The sequence below is a fragment of the Trichocoleus sp. AS-A1 genome, from assembly GCF_039962015.1.
Taxonomy (GTDB): Bacteria; Cyanobacteriota; Cyanobacteriia; order Cyanobacteriales; family FACHB-T130; genus FACHB-T130.
Genome location: NZ_JAMPKG010000010.1, coordinates 145,266 through 164,361 on the forward strand (window position 1 = coordinate 145,266; position 19,096 = coordinate 164,361).

Below are 19,096 nucleotides of genomic sequence, written 5' to 3' on the forward strand. Positions count from 1 at the left end.
ATTGGGTGGTATAGGTAGCGCTTTCCTCCCTACCTCTAGGTGTAAAGGCAGGGAGGAAAGAAGTCTTCCTACGTGTTTATGCCTTCATTGATACAATTGACACAGTTCGATAACTTTCATTTGTAACGTTGAAATGGGGTCAGCTCCTCGCTTGAGGGCGACTTCCAATTCCAGGAGTAAGGGTAAGGTTAAGGTGAGTTGACGCACAGAGAAGTCTTTGACTTCTTGGCGCAGAAAGTAAATTCGTTTGGGGTTGCCGATTTCTGCCGCAGTGGCGATCGCCCGTTCATCTCGCTCACCGCTCTCTACCATCAGTTTCACCCACAACCAGGTACGAAATTGACCGATGAGGGTGGCGACAATCCGCAAAGCGGGTTCGTTATGACCGATTAAGTCGGCAACCAGCGAACAGGCGTGGGCGGTATTCCCCTTGGCGATTGCCGATGCGAGCTGCAAGCTGTTTTGGGTGTTAGAGGTTACTAGGGCAGCAACGACTTCAAGGGCGATCGCGTCTTGGGATACGCCTGCTTGGTCAGAAGCGGTGGGAAGAGGCTTCGGGATACCGGCGTAAACCTGCAACTTTTCCAGTTCGTTCCAAAGTTGTCTGGTATCATTTCCCACAGATTGGGCTAACAGTTCGGCAGCTGCGGGGGTTAGTTTTACACCGACTTGCTGGGCAACCTGACGCACCTTTTTTAGCAGTTCTTCAGTTTTCCAGGGCGGGATGAGCGAAAATTCTCGAATATCAGCATGGTTTTGCAGCAGCTTTGTAGACCGGAGACGCCCATCGGGTTTAGAGCGAGTCGTCAGCAAAAATACTGAAGACTCAGGAATCGCCGGTATCGTACGCTCCAGTTCAGCCAGCAGATCTTCCGAACAGTGCAGGCATATAGTAGTATCAACCAACCATACCAAACGGTAGGCGCTGCCAAAGGGTGGTGTCATTGCTTGGTTTAAAGCAGTGATGACCGCATCGGGTAGCGCTTGAGAAATTTTGTCATAGTTAAAGTTAGCCCATTGGGGGTCGAGAATGCGATCGCGCAGGGAGTCAACAGCTTTTTCCAGGGCAAAATCATCCTCACCCCAGTAGAGGTAAATTGGCATTAAAGCATCTCTGAAAAGTACGAGGCTATTAAGATTGGACGAGACTTATCACACTTATTTAAATCGGGTAGCACGGCTAACACTACCTGCAACCTACGAGTCCCAAGTACAGCATATACAGGAGTCTCCGAAGTTTAAGCCCTCCCCGTCAGGGACAAGACAAGCCGTGCCTTTCCCTGGCTATTCGGCGATCACGCCACCTGCGGGAGAAGAATCCGAGAATGCGACGTTTTACGAAAGCTTGAAAGCGTGCCAAGAGCAACTCCTACAGCAGCTAGATCCTGGTTTTATTGTGCCAGTCCCTGCTGAGAGTTTTCATGTGACCTTAGCAGATTTGATTTGGGACAGTGCTTATCGGCACACCACGAGTGAGAATCCGGAGTTTGAAGAACAACTGCGCGATCGCATTGCTCAAATTTTCGAGCAGTCCCAGCCATCTCTCACTGGCGGCAATCCGATGCTTTGGCAGTTGCTGGGGTTGATGGTAATGCCCCGTGCAGTCGCGGTTTGTTTAGTCCCCAAGGACGAAGGCACTTACGAGCGAATGTTGAAGTTTCGCCGGTTTATCTATCAAAGTCGGAGTTTGATAGAGTTGGGGATTGAACAGCAATATCGTTTTACTGCCCATGTGACGCTGGGCTATTTTGGCGATATTTCACCAGATTTGAACCGCACTCGCTTGTGTGAAAAACTTTCTCAAATTAACAACCAATGGTTGGAAAATTCTCCAGAAATTTGGACACACCAAGCGCAATTGCGAAAATTCGACGATATGACCCGGTATTATCGGGAACCTGATTGGCCCGTTTTAACTTTTTAAAAACAATCGGCTAATAGCGGCTTACAAATCGCTATTAGCTGACTCCTGATTTATGAGCTTACCCATTCATCCCATCCTCCAGCAAAGTTTTGCTCTCATCGATCGAGAAATTGGCGAACACCGCTTTAGCCCCTCCGAGTACGCAATTGTACGTCGAGCCATCCACAGCACCGCTGATTTTGAATTTGCCCAATTAATTCGATTTAGTGAGGGGGCGATTGAAAGCGCGATCGCTGCCTTGCGGCGTCGCGTGCCGATTGTTACAGACGTTGGCATGGTCAAACAGGGAGTGGCGGGAATGGTGGCGCAAACCTTTAACAATCCCCTGGTTGCCGCTGTGGAACAAGCAAGCGTTGCTCTCCCTGGCAAGACGCGCACGGAAACCGGCTTACTAAAATGTTGGCAAGAATTTCCAGAGGCAATTTATGCGATTGGTAATGCTCCCACTGCTCTGCTGGCTTTGTGTGCAGAGTTACCCTCGGCACCCATTCAACCGGCTTTAGTGATTGGCGCACCCGTTGGATTTATCTCCGTCGTAGAGTCTAAAGCGGTACTAGAAAAGACGCCCGTACCCCAAATTCGGATTGAGGGGCGCAAGGGCGGTTCACCGATTACCGCTGCGATTGTGAATGCTTTACTCCTATTGGCTTGGGAGGCAGAGGAATGTTAGGGATTCGCTGCCTATTTAGGGTCACGAAAAATCGATTTGCGTTGAGTCGGTATCGCAGCGACTTCCCGTCGTCCCGTGCATTCAGCCGCTATTCATGACACTGGTACACGTTGTTGGAATTGGCTTGGATGGTGCAGATGGGCTGAGTCATAGTGTGCGGGAGATTGTAGAGCAAGCGATGCTGTTAATTGGGAGCGATCGCCATCTCTCTTACTTTCCCAATTCCTCAGCCCAACGTCTGATTCTGGGTGACTTGACAAAGGTAGTTGAGGAAATTCGCGATCGCCTGTCTGCGGGTTCTGGCGGCATTGTCGTATTGGTGAGTGGCGATCCCCTCTTTTTTGGACTAGGACGGCTGTTGGTGGCACAACTACCCTCAGCAGAATTAACGTTTCATCCGCATCTGAGTTCGGTTCAACTGGCTTTTAACCGGATTAAGGTTCCCTGGCAGGATGCGCGTGTCATCAGCGCCCACGGGCGATCGCTGGATGAGTTAACCCAAGCGCTGCAACAGGGCATTGAGAAGATTGCTGTATTAACCGATACTCAAAATACGCCGGAAGCGATCGCTCGTCTGTTACTCGCTTTAGATTTACCCAGCACTTATCAGTTCTGGGTTTGTGAAAATTTAGGCGGTGCCGATGAGCGAGTTCGGTCTTTTCCCTGTGTCGGAAGACAATTAATGGCGTCTCTACAAGAGCAAGATTTTGCTTCTTTGAATGTCGTTGTCTTGCTACGTCCGTCTGATTCAGCGAGTAAGAGTGGGGACGCATTCCTACCGAATCTGGATGCCCTGCCGATGCTGGGAGTCCCGGATGGGAGTTTCTTGAGTTTTAGCGATCGCCCTGGCTTGATGACGAAGCGGGAAGTGCGGGTTCTTGTACTGGGAGAACTGGCGCTACAGCCGGGACAAATTATTTGGGATATTGGGGCAGGTACTGGCTCAGTTTCGATTGAGATTGCCCGTTTATTCCCCACTTCTCGCGTGTATGCGATTGAGAAAACGGCTGCTGGCACGATGTTAATTCAGCAGAACTGCGATCGCTTCCAAGTAGAAAATGTGATTTCTATTCATGGCAGCGCCCCAGAAGCTTTGTACAGCCTCCCGGCACCTAACCGCATCTTTATTGGCGGTAGCGGCGGCAATTTAACTGAAATTCTCGATACCTGCAATTCGCATTTAACGGCTTCAGGGCGCTTGGTACTGGCACTCGCCACGCTGGAACACCTGAATGAGGCTTTGAGTTGGTTATCGCGTCAGCAATGGGATTATCACTTGTTGCAAGTACAGCTATCGCGTTCTGTGCCCGTGGGATCGCTGACTCGGTTTTCCCCGCTGAATCCGGTCACGATTCTGGCAGCAAATCGCTCATTTTAAAGATGCTCATTTTAAAGATAAATTTGCCAGATTAAAATCCCAGTTCCCAGCAGACAAAAAATTCCCGCACCACCCGCCAGAGGCTTTTCTCCCAAACCAGTTACCCAAGCCGGAACCATGCCAGTGTAGCGAATCACTCTCGTCGTATCCAAACTTGCGATCGCCCAAATCCATCCGGCGTGAAGTCCCCACGCCAAGCCTAAATTCCCATCATCACAGACACGAGCCAGCACTAATACCATTCCCATCAGCCATAATCCCGGTAGCTGAGGCAATGTTTCCTGCTGTTCCCAAACCAAATGAAGCAGCGCAAAAATTAAGCTAGAAACTGCCGCCGCTACCCAAGTTGAATAATCTTGCTGGAGTTCCGTAAGCAGAAATCCCCGAAAAATTAACTCTTCAATTCCACTAATCAATAATCCTAATAACAATGTTGGTAGTAAGACAGATCCGACTACCGACCACAGATTTTGCGGGGGGTTCTGTGTATCTTCATAGAGAGGATTCTCTTGAGATCGCCACTCGACCCAGCCCAACGCTTTTTGGATGCCAAACACCACTACCAGACTTAGCACCCCTAAAGCAAAGCCTTGTCCTAGTGAAATGAATATTGAAGCTTTCCAGCCCAACCCATAATCCGCAAAAAAAGCCCCCTCCACCCAAGCGGCACCCCAGACGATCGCAGGGGCAATTAAATAGAGCGAAGCTAATAAAGGGAGCTTTTGCTCTACAGCCAAGGGGTGAAAGGGTCGCCATTTTAGCACTGCTGCCAAAGGAATCGCAACTGGCAACCAAAGAACTAGCCAGACAATGAAGAAAGCGATCGCCTTCAACACAGCAGGAGTTTGTGGAAGTGATACCAGCCACCAATCGGCTCGTTCAAAAATAGGCATTGTTAAAGACAGCTTTCATTGGCTCAAGCGTAACACCTCAAGTTTGGGAAAAAACTGCCTTATTTACCGCTGGGGGTAAGCATGAACCCCCGCAGCTTTTATGTCTAGTCCACAAAAGATGTATTTGCTTTCCCTAAGATGCTCCCTTGAAAGGAGAGGCAGTTGGTTCTTTCAAATTTCCCGATAAATTTGTTAGAAGCAACGCCATATCAGAAAGCATTACCGCTGATCATGCAGTCGCCTCCTCACTTTCGCTTTCATCACTGGTATCGTCTCCAGTCTTACTTCCGCCATCCACCTGAATTAGGTGAATATGCTTGTAACCCAGCTTAATTTCAAACTCATCACCAGGCTTTAATCCCATTGCCTCAGTGTAAGTTGCACCAATAACAATTTGACCATTTTTGTGTACGCTTACACGATAGGTTGGTTCGCGACCCCGACCATCTTTTGTTCCTTCTGGATCGAGGGGAACACCTTTCGCGCCTAAAACTGCGTCATAAAAGTCTGTTAAGTTGACGCGAGTCTGGTTGTTCTTTGTTACGGTGTAATAGCCACAGCGTTTTGCTGTTTCTCGCCGTGGTAAGTGTGAAAGCTCTTTTACTTTTTGAAGCAGTGCTTTCCCTGTCAATGGAGCTGTTGCGGTTTCACTCATCGCTATATGCAAAATACACTTCAATCTACAGTATAGTAAAGAGTGTCTAATGCCAATATTTGGCTGACTAAAAAAATATATCGTTAAATCACTCAACTTTCACAAGGATATTTACAAGAGCATCCTCCAAATTCTTAGATTGCAGCAAAATTGCGTAATTGGGTAAAAGTTGAGGTTCTTACTACCAGATAGCAGATCGTTAAAGGACAGACTAGAGACTAGAGACTAGAGATTTTGTAAAGTTTAAAGTATAAAGTGTAAAGTATTTACTTCTGAAAATCTATCTTTTGGAAGGGAAGACAGGAGAGCTGTCTGTTTTATCCTTCAAGCCTTCAGCATCTAAAAATCAGCTACACCCCCAAGTCAAGTCATGCCAAACAAAGCTCCTATTTGTCTACAGATCGTAAATTCAGCTTTAGACTAGAAGTTAAGAGCAATGAAGAGCTTTGAAGCATGCAAGTCCTTTTTAAGGTCATCCGGCAGGAGCAAAATTCCTCTCCTGTAGTACAGACTTATACGTTGGATGTCGATCCTGGTAACACAATTCTGGACTGCCTAAATCTTATTAAGTGGGAGCAGGATGGAAGTTTAGCTTTTCGCAAGAATTGTCGCAACACAATTTGCGGCAGTTGTGGAATGCGAATCAACGGTCGTTCCGCTTTGGCGTGTAAGGAAAATATTGGCAGTGAAGTGCAAAGGCTGCAACAGATAGCAGCGAGTGCTACCCTTTCAGATGCCCCGCAAAAACCTTTAGATGCCATCCCAGAAATTACTATTGCACCAATGGGCAATATGCCGGTCATTAAAGATTTGGTGGTGGATATGCGTAGTTTTTGGGATCATCTTGAAGTAGTTGAACCCTATGTGAGTACGGGGGCAAATCCTATACCGGAACGAGAGTTTTTACAAACACCCGAAGAACGCGATCGCCTTAATCAAACAGGCAATTGTATATTGTGTGGTGCCTGCTATTCTGAATGCAACGCCCGTGAGGTCAATTCGGATTTTGTAGGACCTCACGCCCTTGCAAAGGCTTATCGAATGGTAGCGGATTCTCGTGACGCCGAAATAGAATCCCGTTTGGAAAATTACAACGAAGGCACCAAAGGCGTCTGGGGTTGTACCCGCTGTTTTATGTGTAATACGGTTTGTCCGATGGATGTGGCACCAATGGATCAAATCGGCAAAATTAAACAGCAAATTCTCGACCGCAAGGACGATCAAGCCAGTCGTTCAATCCGTCACCGGAAAGTATTAATTGATCTAGTGAAGGAAGGTGGTTGGATTGATGAACGTCGGTTTGGTTTACAAGTCGTGGGAAATTCTTTTAGAGACATCAAGGGGATGATTAGCCTGGGGCCACTCGGATTAAGAATGCTGGCTCGCGGTAAGTTTCCTTTGGGGTTTGAGCCGTCTGCTGGGGCTGAGGTAGTGCGATCGCTCATTGAATCTGTCCAAAGCCTTGAGTCTTAATCATATTGAATCACGATTGAAGTAAAAACAATGAATCCTGAAACAACTTCCCCAGAACAATCACCCATAGAAACACCCGCAGAAAATTACAACCAACCAGAGCCTGCTTTCGGCTGGACGCTCTACTCCGAGCAAATCAACGGACGATTCGCAATGGTAGGGTTTGTTGCTTTATTGGTGCTGGAATTTTTCACCCATCAGGATTTTTTTACCTGGCTGGGTTTGCGCTAATCCGCACTTAAAGACATGGATTGGTTAACCGCCAATTCCATCCGTAGGGGCGTGGATTTGTGAGTTGCTAATTCCATCCGTAGGGGCATGGTATAAACACGCCCCTACGCATCTAGATTCTGCCTTAATATCTACCCAAATTAACTGGCTACACCTGAACCGGAGTGCTAAACCGGATTTTAAGATAATCATCCTCCATCTTTGCTCCAGCCGGTTGCAGGGCTGCCAAGGCTTGCGGTAACACCAAATTGCGGCGGTGATTGCCTATCGTAATGTTTAATTCATCGCCGGTTTTACTTAGTTGGATATTATCTTTGGCAATACCGGGCAAGTAAAGTTCTAAGCTGTAGTTATTTTGGTCTTGCACAACCCTCAGAGTGGTTTCCTTGTAATACACCTGAGTGGGATCTTCATCTTTATAGAGCGTTTCCTTTAACCGTTCTAAAGCCTCTAACCCACACATTTCTTCTGAGTAAAGCGGAACTTCCTTGACTGGTAAGGGATGGAAGTTTTCGTGAATTTCCTGCCGATATTGCTGCTGGCTTTCTTTCCAACGTTGAAAGAAAGGGTCGGTCACTTGATCGGGGATAATCCGATTTGCCACCACTAAATCCGTAGCAACATTGTATAAACTTAAATAAGCATGGGCTCGGAGAGACTCTTTAATCACCATTTTTTCGGGATTGGTGACGAGGCGCACCGAAGTCTGAGTATTGTCACTCAATACTTTTTCTAAAGCTTCAATCTGCTCGTAGAATTCAAAGGGAGCGTCCATTACCTCTTTATCGGGCAAGGAAAAACCGGCAATTGGTCTGAAGATCGGTTCAACTAGAGGTCTGAGCGCTACTGATATCCCCTGTAACGGCTTGTAAAAACGTCTCATATACCAGCCGCCGACTTCCGGTAGACTGAGCAATCTTAGAGCCGTACCAGTAGGAGCTGAGTCAATAATTAAAACGTCAAACTCGCCTTCATCGTAGTGGCGCTTCATGCGTACCAAACCGAAAATTTCATCCATGCCGGGAAGAATTGCTAATTCTTCCGCTTGTACGCCTTCCAAGCCTCTTGCCTGCAAAACTTGGGTAATATAACGCTTAACTGCGCCCCAGTTGCCTTCTAATTCCATCAGAGCATCTAATTCAGCCCCCCACAAGTTTGGGCGAACCTGTCGCGGATCGTGCCCTAGTTCCAAATCAAAACTGTCGGCGAGAGAGTGAGCGGGATCGGTACTTAAAACAAGGGTTTTGTAACCGAGTTCGGCACAACGCAAGCCAGTAGCGGCGGCTACAGAAGTTTTGCCAACGCCACCCTTGCCGGTCATCAAAATTACGCGCATGAATGCTTTTTTCCTATCTGAGAATTGTTTACGTTACTTATTATTTTTTCCCTGTTTTAAGGGTAACAAATGTTGTTTCAACACATCAAAACGCGAACATTTCCAGTAGTCGATATGGGAAGCAATCATTCCATCAGTGTTGAGTTTCAACTCACTCCAGCCTGGGATGGTGATACGAGGTTTCCACGGCAGAGGGGTATTCCAGCTCAAAGTCCACTCAAGTTGGATTGTATCTCCGGATTTGCGAATGTCATGTAAATCCATCTTGACGTTCATAAACCAGGTTTTGATAAAGCCAATCATGAGTTTGTAACGCTCAAGACCATTAAATTTGTTCAGCGGATCTTTGAAAAAAACGTCTTCTGCATAGATGCTGTAGGTTTGGTTTTCTGGAAATCTTTGGTAGTCGTCTTTGAGGATTTGAATGATGTCCATAAGACTTAGAGGGTGACAAGAAGCTACGGTTCGATTTCAGTCCAGAGGCGTTCTAACTGACGCCGCCATGCTGCCAGCACTTCTTCACGAGCCTCTGGAGGCAGATCCAAATCGCCCATGAGACCTTCTTCGTAGAATCGATCGAGGGTTTGGAGTGTGGCTTCGAGGGATTGTCCTTGCTGCTTGGCAGCAAGGATAATTTGACTAATTCGACTTTCAACGAGCTGATTAAAGCAGTCAGATAAACCTGTCTGATGCAGAGAAATGAGTCGCGCGATCGCTCCTGAAAAATCCTCTACATTTAAAGTCTCAAGATTGTGCTGAAATACACCCCATAGCACTCCCTGATTCAGGGCGTAACGAGTCTCCTGAGTGTCATCAAAGTTGGCTTCCAGCAGCTGTTCTACAAACGGTTGCGCTTCTTGAGCGGGTGCAATCGGTAAGAGAACTCGCAGCCAAGAACTGTCATCGGAAAGCAGCGCCAACAGACGCATCTGAGTCGTTTCTACTTGCCACAAGCCGGGGGCAGTTGCTTCAATCGCTGCGGCATCAAATAGTTCTGTAAGGGTTTTGGTAATGTCTTCAGGTTTCATAATTTCCAAATAATAAACCCCCAGCCTTAGCCGGGGGAAACTTCAAAAGACAGAAGATTGAGGACAGAAGGAGGAATTTATTCCTTATCCTTCATCTTTTCAAGAGAGCCATTCCTCAACAGCGTCTTCTTTGGTGTTGGTATTGCGCGATGGCGTTTCGCGGTTAAACTTCATGTGAATCGAGCGAGTTTGCTCGCCATCAGCCGCCACTGCCATAATCGGGTAGTCAATCAGACCATCTTGGAAGGACATCTGGAAGCGGAAGGTGCCATCTGGATTCAGCTTGATGGGACGACCGCCAATTGTGACTGTAGCATCTGGCTCGGTAGCACCGTAAACAATGAGTTCAGCATCGGCAACCAACCAGAACTGGCGAGGACGCATCGGGATGCCGGAACCTGAGAAGCCAGCGCCGGACATTCCTACACCAGACATGGTAAGACCAGATACGGTAGGAACTGCCCACATCCCAACGCCAGAGGGGAAGACGTAGGAACTGAGAGCTTGTTCGGCAAGGGACACTGACTGCATCGAACCAGGTACTTGCTGCATGGAGCCAAACAACGAACCGGCTACCCGTTGAGCTTCGACGGTCTGAGCCATGCCGAAGATTTCGTCGTAAATAGGATTGCCACCTGTGGCTACACTACCGTAGCCAGCCATTGCCATTTTCTTGGCAGGGGGAACCAGTTCGAGGAAAGTCTTGCCGCGCAGGTCTTCTTCCCAAGAAACGGTGATGAATTGGTCTTCAATCCAATCTGAGGGATAAACGGGAGGAACGCGGACGGGAGCGGAACGAGCTAAGACGAGCCAGCGACCATCAGCACAACGGTAGCCGATGTCTACAGCATAGTCGCGATCGCTCACGGGCATTGGCAAATACCATTCCCGCGCTAGCTCATCGCAAGGATATTCCTGAATGCTGTGAGGGCTTTGATATTCCAGATTCACGTCGGTGACATCATAGAGTCGCAGCGCGAGTTGTTGTCCTCCCTGACGGCGCAAATCTTCTTTATGATCGTTGGGGATATCCCAGTAGGTGTATGCCCATTGGGGGTCGCGAGGCATCAGGACAACCCGGCTTTCACCGTAGCCACCCGGAAGATCCCCTAGACCTTCATCTACGGATGCCAGGGTTCCACCTGTGCGATCTTCCTGACCCAGTTCAAATTTTGCTGCTTCCACTTCTTCTTGCGCCTCCACTATACGAGTTGAACCGAGAGAAATCTTGGTGCGTTGAACTTCTTTAATTGCTGTTAGCAGTTGCTCTTTACGCATTCTGCTGTATCGAGAGATGCTGCATTCGCTAGCAACTTTACGGAGTTGCCTTAATGTCATCTCTTCCAATGGTGGGCGTTCTTTTGCCATAACAAATAGTCTCCGGTAGTTTGGGCGGCAGTTAGGTTACTTCTCTAGAGACTGACTAGCAAAGCAGCACAAAATGCTATTTCGCATCTCTTCAACTTCGGAAAGTTGTGCCATGTTATCCCTTTTCTGAAATCCGTAACGTCTCAATGGTTAGCTGCGGTCTTGAATGAGCCGGTGTCAGTCTTGAATAGGGGCTGCTTTTGTGACGCCAAGAAGACTGACTGGCTTTCTTGGCTGGATTGAGAATCTAACTGAGCGCCCAGGATTTTAGAAATTTGCTGATTAGAGCATTTCTTTGGGATCGCGGGATCGCTTTGTTAATTTCATGTTGCAGAAAAATACCGGGTTAGGTCAAGAGGTGTTTCAGCCAATTATAGGTATATCTACGAAGTTATAAGGGACTTGGGGATCGAATTGTCATGATATTTTGACATTACAAATGGATTGGGATCGCCGTAACTTGTCAATTTGTCGGAAACGTTCCCATGCAAATCTACAATGTCAGAGAATTATGACAAAAGAAGCGAAACCCAGTCACTTTTTTGGGGCAATCGTTTTTGGGGCAATCGTTGAAATCTGTCCTTGCCCCAATCCTTCCCCAATCATTAGAGGCAAAGAGAGATTGGTCTCATTCTTAAGCTCCCCTGCCTTGGGAACGTTTTCTTCAGAGGCTCAACTTTTGGTAATCGGCAAGAAAGCTAGATTAATGAGGCAGAAACGAGAACTCCTGTATTGGCGTTTTCGGATTAACCATATACAAGCAGCCAAACCGGAATCATCAACAGTAGCAGTCCGATACTTAGGACAATACTGCTGGCGGCTAAATCTGGGTCGAGATCGTACTCCTCCGCCAGGATCAAACTTGCAAAGGCAGTGGGCACACCTGCCATGAGAACCATTGCCAAGCGGGCATCGCCCGATAAACCAATTAGGGTGGCTGCAATACCCACCAGTCCTGGCATCACCACAACTTTCACCAGGGCAGGGAGTAAGGCAACCCGAAAACTCTTCCATCCTTGCAGCTGAGCGAGCCGTATCCCCATTAGCACAAAGGAGCTAGCAATGACAAACCCTACAGAAGCTTGCAGTCCTGATTCTAGTAGAGTCGGCAGTTCAACCGAGCGAGTGAGGTATCCGAAACTAAATGTCCACAAGGCAGGAACGGTCAAGATATCTCGAAGTTGAATCCACCAATGATTTCGCTTTGCGGGTCGCCCAAAGTAGCTGGCGATAAAGACACCAATTCCATAGGTACCAATGATGTTATTCGTGACGCTGTAGAAGACGGCTAGACCCACAGCTTGAGCGCTAATCAAAGAAGGAGCGATCGCTAACCCCACAAAACCTGTATTGCCCAGCATGGCAGACAGGATGAAACTTCCGTAGCGAGGGCGGTCTAAAAAAGGCAGAAAAGAAGACTTTTTACTTTCGCCATTTTCACGGCTGAAGCGTTTCCAGACCTGCAAACTTAGCCATGCAAAAGTAAAACCGACCGCCAAAGCTCCTATGGCGATTAGCGGCACCACTCCAGCATTTTCCGATAAGTTTGCCTGACGAGCCAGCGTCAGAATTTGTAGCGGCACCCCAACCCAATAAAGACCGCGACCCAGCAACCTGGGTAAGGAACTGGGGATAAACCTAAAGAGTATGAAACCGAGTACCGTCCACAGGATGATGGGGGTATAGGCATGAAATAAGGTTTCGGTCATTCGTTATTAGCCACTGGTTATCAGCCACGGTCAAGCGTTAACAATCGGTCGCCTAATGACGAGCCGACTCATGACTAATCCCCAATGACTACCTCAGAACCTTCATGTCCTGGATCAGCCACTGACCATCTTTGCGTACCAGGTCATAACGCACGCGCAGGCTTTCATCATAGGAAGAAGCTTGATTGAGCTTACCTGCTTTATAGAAATCTGCGGCTTCATTCACCTGTGCATCCACTTTGGCGCGATCGGGATTGCGATCGCTCATTTCAACAGATTTTACCTCGACCTTGTGCCTGTACTTCCAGTACGAGTTACTGTTCTTTGTGCTTTGAGAACGTTTTTGCCAACGAGATAAAGCGGGATCGGCAAGGATTTGCTGTAATTTTTCGACGGTATGCTCTTCACCCAAGGCATCGGCTTTACTAGCAAGCCAAATCTGAACCAATTGTCGAGCCGTCTCCTGGGTTAGAGGGCCAGATGGACTCAGTAGTTTACTGCCTGGTTCGGGAATGGGTACTGGAGGAGCAGCTAGCTGTACCATTGGTTGCTCTCCTTCTAAGAGCGGGCCTGAGAAACTTCTCTGGAGCCAACTGAAAGCAGCGGTCGCTAGCATCAGCAAGACTCCCAAACTGAGAATCCCGGCAAGTCCCAGTAAAAGAAGCCGTCCGGTTTTTGCCGAGCGCAAGGAAGCTGTAGAACGTTGAAGACGACCGCCTGAACGACGAGCTGATACATCTCCTCCTGTGGGGGATGCCTTGGACACAGAATCTGGTCTCCGCAACCGACTCGCGATTGTTGCCCGTGGTTGTTCATTTTGTTCCGGTGAATTCCCTCGGCGGCGCTGACGCTTCGAGGCAGCATCCCCAGCCAAGCCCGGATCGTTTCCTTCTGGTTCTGGAGACCGAGAAACTCGTTCTGCCGCCGGTAAATTCGATCCTCCCCCTGTTTGCGGGCGATCGATTGTAGCGGTCATTGTCGCCGTTCGATGAGCCGCACCAGATTGCTGTTCCACCAATTGTTGAAGGCGATCGCGCGAGGAACTGTCTTCAGCATTGGGACGCAAGGGCGCATTGCTTGATGCCGCATCGCTCATCCTGCCCCCATTCTCTCCACTGCCGTTCCGCCCACTGGAGCGAGATACCACACTCTCCGGCCTGCGAAATCCTGGGGAGTCACTTGTCCCTCGCGAGACGGGAGTCGCAGCATAAGATACTTGCTGAGTTGGCAATACCGCCCACTCATTGGTTGTATCTTCCTCTACTGGCAATTCTTCTAAGTACCCCTGAACCTGGTCATCGGCAAAGTAATCTTTTAAAGAAGCTCGCACCGATGCCAAATCTCGGAAGTGGGGAAACACTTCTGCTTGCAACCAACGCTCCCCGTACAAACACAACCCAGGTAACAAGTCTGGGGCACCCTGAGAATGTTCTCGAATGAAGGCGAGGGGTTCGTACTCTTGGCTGAGTTCCAAGGCGCGACTGGCTTCTTCCGTCTGACCGAGAAGAAGGGCGCACACCGCCTGTTCCAAATGCACATCCTGACGCTTGCCTAAGCGCATCAGCATCTGCTTAGCTTGTCTAATTAGACCCGGCTGTCGTTGGGCAAACCCCCGACCTAGTAAAGCATAAACCGCTAAATAGGTAGCCACTGCCGAGGGACGACGCGCTTCTGCTTCAAAGAGATTCTGCTGTTCGGCGGAGGTCAAGTAGCTCCGCAGCTGCTGAATGAAGCGGAGAAAGTCATCAATGTTCAGTCCCGATTGATCGTCTCCGGTGCCATCGATGCCGCCGCGTTCTTGCAACATTTCTTGCAAATGCTGCAATCCTTTACGGCGTTCGGTTACTTTGTCTTCACTACTTGCGAGTAATTCCAAAATTCGGTACGGGCGAAGCTTGTAAAGATCCGCCTGAATTTCACCCCGCAGGCTGGCAAATATCCCTTCTCGCAATAGTAATTCTTGACCCGTCTCTAGGGAGGTGGCGGCGTTTTCATATTGACCTTGCTGCCATTGCTCTCGGCCTAGTTCCAGACACGCCAATGCCAGCGTCAACACAATATCTGGTTGCACTAGCTGAGGGTTGCCCAAACGACCCTTTTCGATACTGGTGCTAGCACGGCTGAGGAAGGGACGTCCCAGCTTCAGCACCAGTTCGTATTCTCCTAGCTCCTGTAAGATCAGCAATGCCCCAACGAATTGCTCATCTTGAATTTCGATGCTGGGCGTATAAGGGTCAAGGTCGGCGTCTGCTGTACCGTTTCCTTCCTGACGAGTTGCTGTTCCTGATTCTGAATCCAGATCGTATGTTTTTGTCAGAAATGTAGCGTCGTAAGCGGAACGCTGTTCTGGATCGCACAGAATCGCGTAAGCTTCGTCTAGCAGTTGTTTTCGGGCGGCGATCGTGATTTCTGAATACTCTCGTCGAGGAAGTTGCAGAGCGCGATCGCGATACGCTTGCTGCAACTGCTCAGCCGTAGCCTGAATCGGCAGGCCCAGAATCCGGTAGTAATCGAGCGGAATTCTCACAGTCTACTTCCTCAGCCCCAGGCAACTAAATTAATCTGTATCTGTACGAGCGAACATAAACGATAGAATAGGTGCGATAATTATACCCCCTAGCTTCTATAGTAGAAGCTTATCTTGGTAGATAAAAACCGCCGTTCAACCAATCACGTCAAGTTTATCCCTTAAATCAATGGTTCAGGAACGCATTTTACCCGTCTTTCACGCCGATCAAACCCAAATCACCAAAGAAGAAGGATTGATCCTTTACGAGGACATGGTCTTGGGGCGGTTTTTTGAAGATAAGTGCGCCGAGATGTACTACCGGGGCAAAATGTTTGGTTTTGTCCACCTATATAACGGTCAAGAGGCTGTGTCAACTGGCGTCATCAAGGCAATGCGCCAAGATGAGGATTATGTTTCCAGCACCTACCGCGACCACGTTCATGCTCTGAGTGCTGGGGTGCCTGCAAAAGAGGTAATGGCTGAGTTGTTTGGTAAGGCAACCGGCTGTAGTAAAGGGCGCGGCGGCTCGATGCATATGTTTTCCTCGGAGCATAAACTGCTGGGAGGTTATGCTTTTGTGGCTGAAGGGATTCCTGTTGCTACGGGTGCGGCTTTTGCCAGTAAGTACCGCCGCGAAGCCTTGGGAGATGCCGGTTCCGATCAAGTAACCGCCTGCTTTTTTGGCGACGGTGCAGCGAATAACGGTCAATTTTTTGAATGCTTGAATATGGCGGCGCTGTGGAAACTGCCAATTTTGTATGTTGTGGAAAACAACAAGTGGGCAATTGGTATGGCGCACGAACGGGCAACTTCTGTACCAGAAATTTTCAAGAAAGCCCATGCCTTTGGTATGGCAGGTGTTGAGGTTGATGGGATGGACGTGTTAGCAGTTCGTGCAGTCGCCCAGGAAGCGATCGCGCGTGCCCGTGCGGGTGAAGGGCCAACCTTGATTGAAGCCCTAACCTATCGCTTCCGAGGTCACTCTCTCGCTGACCCTGACGAACTTCGTTCTAAAAATGAGAAGGAATATTGGTTCGCCCGCGATCCAATCAAAAAGTTGGCTGCTCATCTTGTAGAACACAATCTGGTAGACCAAGAAGAACTCAAGGAAATTGACCGGAAAATCCAAGCCGTCATCGACGATGCGGTGCAGTTTGCCGAGGAAAGCCCAGAACCCGATCCTAGCGAACTGTACCGTTATATTTTTGCCGGGGATGATTAACAGTTAGCGTTAATAACGGTAGTCAAATATAGGGTAGGCAATGCCTACTCTATTTTTTTAGATGCGCTTTAAAACTCCTTAAAATTGACACAATTTTATATCCGTTAAAGTTACAAGCACATTTACCGCATAAGTAGCGGGGAAATATCGATACAATAACCCTGTGCCGTTCGTGCAAGGGTTCCATGTCTACAATCTCATCCGCTCCGTTTACCCCCGAAGAAATTGCCGCAGAAGGTATAAAACCAGAAGAATACGAAGACATTGTCCAACGGCTAGGGCGTCATCCGAATAAAGCTGAGTTAGGGATGTTCGGCGTCATGTGGTCGGAGCATTGCTGCTACAAGAACTCGCGACCGCTACTGAAGCAGTTTCCGACTGAGGGCGATCGCATTCTTGTCGGGCCAGGAGAAAATGCTGGTGTTGTAGACTTGGGCGACGGACTGCAACTCGCATTTAAAATTGAATCTCACAATCACCCCTCAGCAGTTGAACCGTTTCAAGGGGCGGCGACGGGAGTCGGCGGGATTCTCCGGGATATTTTTACAATGGGTGCGCGTCCCATTGCCTTGTTAAACTCCCTCCGCTTTGGTTCTCTGGAAGATGCCAAGACACGGCGACTGTTCAATGGTGTGGTGTCGGGAATCTCCCATTATGGCAATTGTGTGGGAGTCCCCACGGTGGGCGGTGAAGTTTATTTTGATCCAGCTTATTCTGGCAATCCACTTGTGAATGTCATGGCCCTGGGATTGATGGAAACTCCGGAAATTGTTACCTCTGGAGCCGTAGGGATTGGAAATCCAGTGCTGTATGTGGGTTCTACGACTGGGCGAGATGGCATGGGCGGGGCGAGTTTTGCTAGTGCAGAACTCAGTGATGAGTCGATGGATGACCGTCCAGCGGTACAAGTGGGCGACCCTTTCCTAGAAAAATCCCTCATTGAAGCTTGCTTAGAAGCCTTTAAAACGGGTGCTGTTGCCGCCGCGCAGGATATGGGTGCAGCAGGCATTACCTGTTCCACGTCAGAAATGGCAGCTAAAGGTGGCGTTGGGATTGAACTGGATCTAGACAAAATTCCCGTGCGGGAAACGGGAATGGTGCCTTATGAATATTTACTCTCTGAATCTCAGGAACGGATGCTGTTTGTTGCTTACAAGGGGCGCGAACAGGAGTTAATTGATATTTTCCACCGCTGGGGTCTACAAGCTGTCGTTGCAGGCACTGTGATTGAGCAGCCGATTGTGCGAATTTTGTTCCAAGGCGGCGTGGCGGCAGAAATTCCAGCAACGGCTTTAGCAGATAATACGCCAATCTATCACCGAGAATTGTTAGCAGAACCTCCTGAGTATGCTCGTCTAGCTTGGGAGTGGACAAGCGATCGCCTTCCGACTTGTACCAGCGCAGGCATTGAAATTCAAGGTCGTTCTCTCACCTGGAATGAGATTCTCTTGACTTTGTTAGATACTCCGACAATTGCCTCTAAGCGTTGGGTTTATCGTCAGTACGACCATCAGGTGCAAAACAATACTGTGATTGTTCCAGGTGGTGCAGATGCAGCCGTGGTGCGGGTGCGTCCGCTAGAACCTTCCCCAAATTACTCGATTAACCAGGGGGACAATAAAGGGGTGGCTGCCACTGTCGATTGCAATGCTCGTTACGTCTATCTTGACCCCTATGAAGGAGCCAAGGCAGTCGTCGCAGAAGCGGCTCGTAATCTTAGTTGTGTAGGAGCCGAACCTTTAGCAGTCACGGATAACCTAAATTTTGGGAGTCCAGAAAAGCCGATAGGTTATTGGCAACTGGCAAATGCTTGTCGGGGAATCGCGGAAGCTTGTCGGGAATTGGGAACGCCAGTGACTGGCGGCAACGTGTCTCTCTACAATGAAACCCTGGACGCTGATGGGAATCCCCAGCCAATTTATCCGACGCCCGTGGTGGGGATGGTGGGGTTAATTCCTGACATTACACGAGTTTGCAGCCAAGCTTGGCAAGCCGAGGGAGATTTAATTTATTTACTGGGAAAACGTTTGGATTCACCAGAGGGAGTCACGTTAGGTGCTTCCGAGTATTTGTCAGCCATTCATGACATTGTCGCTGGTAAACCGCCCACCGTAGATTTTGATTTGGAACGCCGGGTACAAGCTGCTTGCCGCGAGGGAATTCGTCAAGGTTGGATTCGCTCAGCTCACGATTGTGCTGAGGGAGGAGTTGCGATCGCTCTCTCGGAAGCTTGCATCGCTAGCAATTTGGGAGCCGAAATTCACTGGAAACTTCCTCCAGAACCCTCTGTACGCTGGGATTCTATCCTTTTTGGTGAAGGGGGAGCGCGAATTTTAGTTTCTGTCGTGCAAGAACATCAAGAAATTTGGGAATCCTATTTAAAGGAGCAACTGGAAGATTGCTGGGAACAAATGGGTCGTGTCGGAAAACCGGACAGCGAGTTACGGGTTTTTACGACTCAAAGCCAAACTTTGATAGACGTTAGCATTAAGAAAATGGGCGATGCTTATCACAATGCTATCCAACGCCGTTTAACCGTTTAGCCAACCTTCCCCAATTTACTTCCAGAAATCGCTGACCCAGACAGAGCTAAATTCCTGGTCTATGTCTTCGGCTAGCGACATTAACGCTTTGTTATGAGATTATTAAGAATTACTAAGCCTGGTTAGTTTTTCTCTGCCTCAACAAGTAGGAGCCAAG

General features: G+C 48.7%; 16 protein-coding genes. 7 read left to right on the top strand and 9 right to left on the bottom strand.

Annotated elements, in window-relative coordinates:
* Window positions 1–84 precede the first annotated feature (84 nt).
* Window positions 85–1,104 (bottom strand): DNA polymerase III subunit delta, encoded by a 1,020-nt coding sequence (holA, locus tag NC994_RS10100; RefSeq protein ID WP_190440258.1) that lies wholly within the window; start codon window positions 1,102–1,104, stop codon window positions 85–87.
* A 34-nt stretch (window positions 1,105–1,138) separates the two neighbouring features.
* On the opposite strand from holA, the gene NC994_RS10105 reads away from it, so the two are divergent.
* The 3 genes from NC994_RS10105 (at window position 1,139) to cbiE (ending at window position 3,972) form a co-directional block, all read left to right on the top strand.
* Window positions 1,139–1,924: a DUF1868 domain-containing protein gene (locus NC994_RS10105; protein ID WP_190440261.1), complete on the top strand. Its 786-nt coding sequence runs from the start codon at window positions 1,139–1,141 to the stop codon at window positions 1,922–1,924.
* A gap of 52 nt (window positions 1,925–1,976) precedes the next feature.
* Window positions 1,977–2,594: a cobalt-precorrin-8X methylmutase gene (locus tag NC994_RS10110; protein ID WP_190426908.1), complete on the top strand. Its 618-nt coding sequence runs from the start codon at window positions 1,977–1,979 to the stop codon at window positions 2,592–2,594.
* 94 nt (window positions 2,595–2,688) lie between these two features.
* Window positions 2,689–3,972 (top strand): precorrin-6y C5,15-methyltransferase (decarboxylating) subunit CbiE, encoded by a 1,284-nt coding sequence (cbiE, locus tag NC994_RS10115; protein WP_190440264.1) that lies wholly within the window; start codon window positions 2,689–2,691, stop codon window positions 3,970–3,972.
* An 11-nt stretch (window positions 3,973–3,983) separates the two neighbouring features.
* Here cbiE and NC994_RS10120 read toward each other — a convergent pair whose 3' ends face one another.
* Together NC994_RS10120 and NC994_RS10125 are read right to left on the bottom strand one after the other, a co-directional pair.
* Entirely contained in the window at window positions 3,984–4,865 is an 882-nt protein-coding gene (locus NC994_RS10120) for a type II CAAX endopeptidase family protein (RefSeq protein WP_190440267.1), read from the bottom strand.
* 229 nt (window positions 4,866–5,094) lie between these two features.
* Entirely contained in the window at window positions 5,095–5,520 is a 426-nt protein-coding gene (locus NC994_RS10125; protein ID WP_190410204.1) for an AbrB family transcriptional regulator, read from the bottom strand.
* A gap of 453 nt (window positions 5,521–5,973) precedes the next feature.
* Here NC994_RS10125 and NC994_RS10130 point away from each other — a divergent pair, with 453 nt between their 5' ends.
* Complete coding sequence (locus tag NC994_RS10130) at window positions 5,974–6,993, top strand: succinate dehydrogenase/fumarate reductase iron-sulfur subunit (protein WP_190410203.1); 1,020 nt, start codon at window positions 5,974–5,976, stop codon at window positions 6,991–6,993.
* A gap of 30 nt (window positions 6,994–7,023) precedes the next feature.
* Window positions 7,024–7,224, top strand: coding sequence for a chlorophyll a/b-binding protein (locus NC994_RS10135; protein ID WP_190426897.1), 201 nt, complete (start codon window positions 7,024–7,026; stop codon window positions 7,222–7,224).
* A gap of 148 nt (window positions 7,225–7,372) precedes the next feature.
* On the opposite strand, the gene NC994_RS10140 is transcribed toward NC994_RS10135, so the two are convergent.
* The 6 genes from NC994_RS10140 to NC994_RS10165 form a co-directional block, all read right to left on the bottom strand.
* The gene (locus NC994_RS10140; RefSeq protein WP_190426895.1) at window positions 7,373–8,560 is read right to left on the bottom strand and encodes a TRC40/GET3/ArsA family transport-energizing ATPase; all 1,188 of its coding nucleotides are present in this window, start codon (window positions 8,558–8,560) and stop codon (window positions 7,373–7,375) included.
* Between the two features lie 33 nt (window positions 8,561–8,593).
* Window positions 8,594–8,995: a DUF2358 domain-containing protein gene (locus tag NC994_RS10145; protein ID WP_190426893.1), complete on the bottom strand. Its 402-nt coding sequence runs from the start codon at window positions 8,993–8,995 to the stop codon at window positions 8,594–8,596.
* Between the two features lie 23 nt (window positions 8,996–9,018).
* Complete coding sequence (locus tag NC994_RS10150) at window positions 9,019–9,588, bottom strand: hypothetical protein (RefSeq protein WP_190440270.1); 570 nt, start codon at window positions 9,586–9,588, stop codon at window positions 9,019–9,021.
* A gap of 99 nt (window positions 9,589–9,687) precedes the next feature.
* Window positions 9,688–10,956, bottom strand: coding sequence for a DUF4912 domain-containing protein (locus NC994_RS10155; RefSeq protein ID WP_190410198.1), 1,269 nt, complete (start codon window positions 10,954–10,956; stop codon window positions 9,688–9,690).
* A 746-nt stretch (window positions 10,957–11,702) separates the two neighbouring features.
* Window positions 11,703–12,665 carry an AEC family transporter gene (locus NC994_RS10160; RefSeq protein ID WP_190440271.1) on the bottom strand — a complete coding sequence of 321 codons (963 nt, stop codon included), beginning with the start codon at window positions 12,663–12,665 and terminating at the stop codon, window positions 11,703–11,705.
* A gap of 88 nt (window positions 12,666–12,753) precedes the next feature.
* Complete coding sequence (locus NC994_RS10165; RefSeq protein WP_190440274.1) at window positions 12,754–15,192, bottom strand: IMS domain-containing protein; 2,439 nt, start codon at window positions 15,190–15,192, stop codon at window positions 12,754–12,756.
* A 169-nt stretch (window positions 15,193–15,361) separates the two neighbouring features.
* On the opposite strand from NC994_RS10165, the gene pdhA reads away from it, so the two are divergent.
* Together pdhA and purL are read left to right on the top strand one after the other, a co-directional pair.
* The gene (pdhA, locus tag NC994_RS10170) at window positions 15,362–16,396 is read left to right on the top strand and encodes a pyruvate dehydrogenase (acetyl-transferring) E1 component subunit alpha (protein WP_190426886.1); all 1,035 of its coding nucleotides are present in this window, start codon (window positions 15,362–15,364) and stop codon (window positions 16,394–16,396) included.
* 185 nt (window positions 16,397–16,581) lie between these two features.
* Window positions 16,582–18,939: a phosphoribosylformylglycinamidine synthase subunit PurL gene (purL, locus tag NC994_RS10175; RefSeq protein ID WP_190440277.1), complete on the top strand. Its 2,358-nt coding sequence runs from the start codon at window positions 16,582–16,584 to the stop codon at window positions 18,937–18,939.
* Window positions 18,940–19,096 lie beyond the last annotated feature (157 nt).

Excerpts from the sequence above, each read along its gene's own strand:
- holA (WP_190440258.1), bottom strand. The coding sequence starts at position 1,104 with ATGCCAATTTACCTCTACTGGGGTGAGGATGATTTTGCCCTGGAAAAA.
- NC994_RS10110 (WP_190426908.1), top strand. The coding sequence starts at position 1,977 with ATGAGCTTACCCATTCATCCCATCCTCCAGCAAAGTTTTGCTCTCATC.
- cbiE (WP_190440264.1), top strand. The coding sequence starts at position 2,689 with ATGACACTGGTACACGTTGTTGGAATTGGCTTGGATGGTGCAGATGGG.
- NC994_RS10120 (WP_190440267.1), bottom strand. The coding sequence starts at position 4,865 with ATGCCTATTTTTGAACGAGCCGATTGGTGGCTGGTATCACTTCCACAA.
- NC994_RS10125 (WP_190410204.1), bottom strand. The coding sequence starts at position 5,520 with ATGAGTGAAACCGCAACAGCTCCATTGACAGGGAAAGCACTGCTTCAA.
- NC994_RS10130 (WP_190410203.1), top strand. The coding sequence starts at position 5,974 with ATGCAAGTCCTTTTTAAGGTCATCCGGCAGGAGCAAAATTCCTCTCCT.
- NC994_RS10135 (WP_190426897.1), top strand. The coding sequence starts at position 7,024 with ATGAATCCTGAAACAACTTCCCCAGAACAATCACCCATAGAAACACCC.
- NC994_RS10140 (WP_190426895.1), bottom strand. The coding sequence starts at position 8,560 with ATGCGCGTAATTTTGATGACCGGCAAGGGTGGCGTTGGCAAAACTTCT.
- NC994_RS10145 (WP_190426893.1), bottom strand. The coding sequence starts at position 8,995 with ATGGACATCATTCAAATCCTCAAAGACGACTACCAAAGATTTCCAGAA.
- NC994_RS10150 (WP_190440270.1), bottom strand. The coding sequence starts at position 9,588 with ATGAAACCTGAAGACATTACCAAAACCCTTACAGAACTATTTGATGCC.
- NC994_RS10155 (WP_190410198.1), bottom strand. The coding sequence starts at position 10,956 with ATGGCAAAAGAACGCCCACCATTGGAAGAGATGACATTAAGGCAACTC.
- NC994_RS10160 (WP_190440271.1), bottom strand. The coding sequence starts at position 12,665 with ATGACCGAAACCTTATTTCATGCCTATACCCCCATCATCCTGTGGACG.
- pdhA (WP_190426886.1), top strand. The coding sequence starts at position 15,362 with ATGGTTCAGGAACGCATTTTACCCGTCTTTCACGCCGATCAAACCCAA.
- purL (WP_190440277.1), top strand. The coding sequence starts at position 16,582 with ATGTCTACAATCTCATCCGCTCCGTTTACCCCCGAAGAAATTGCCGCA.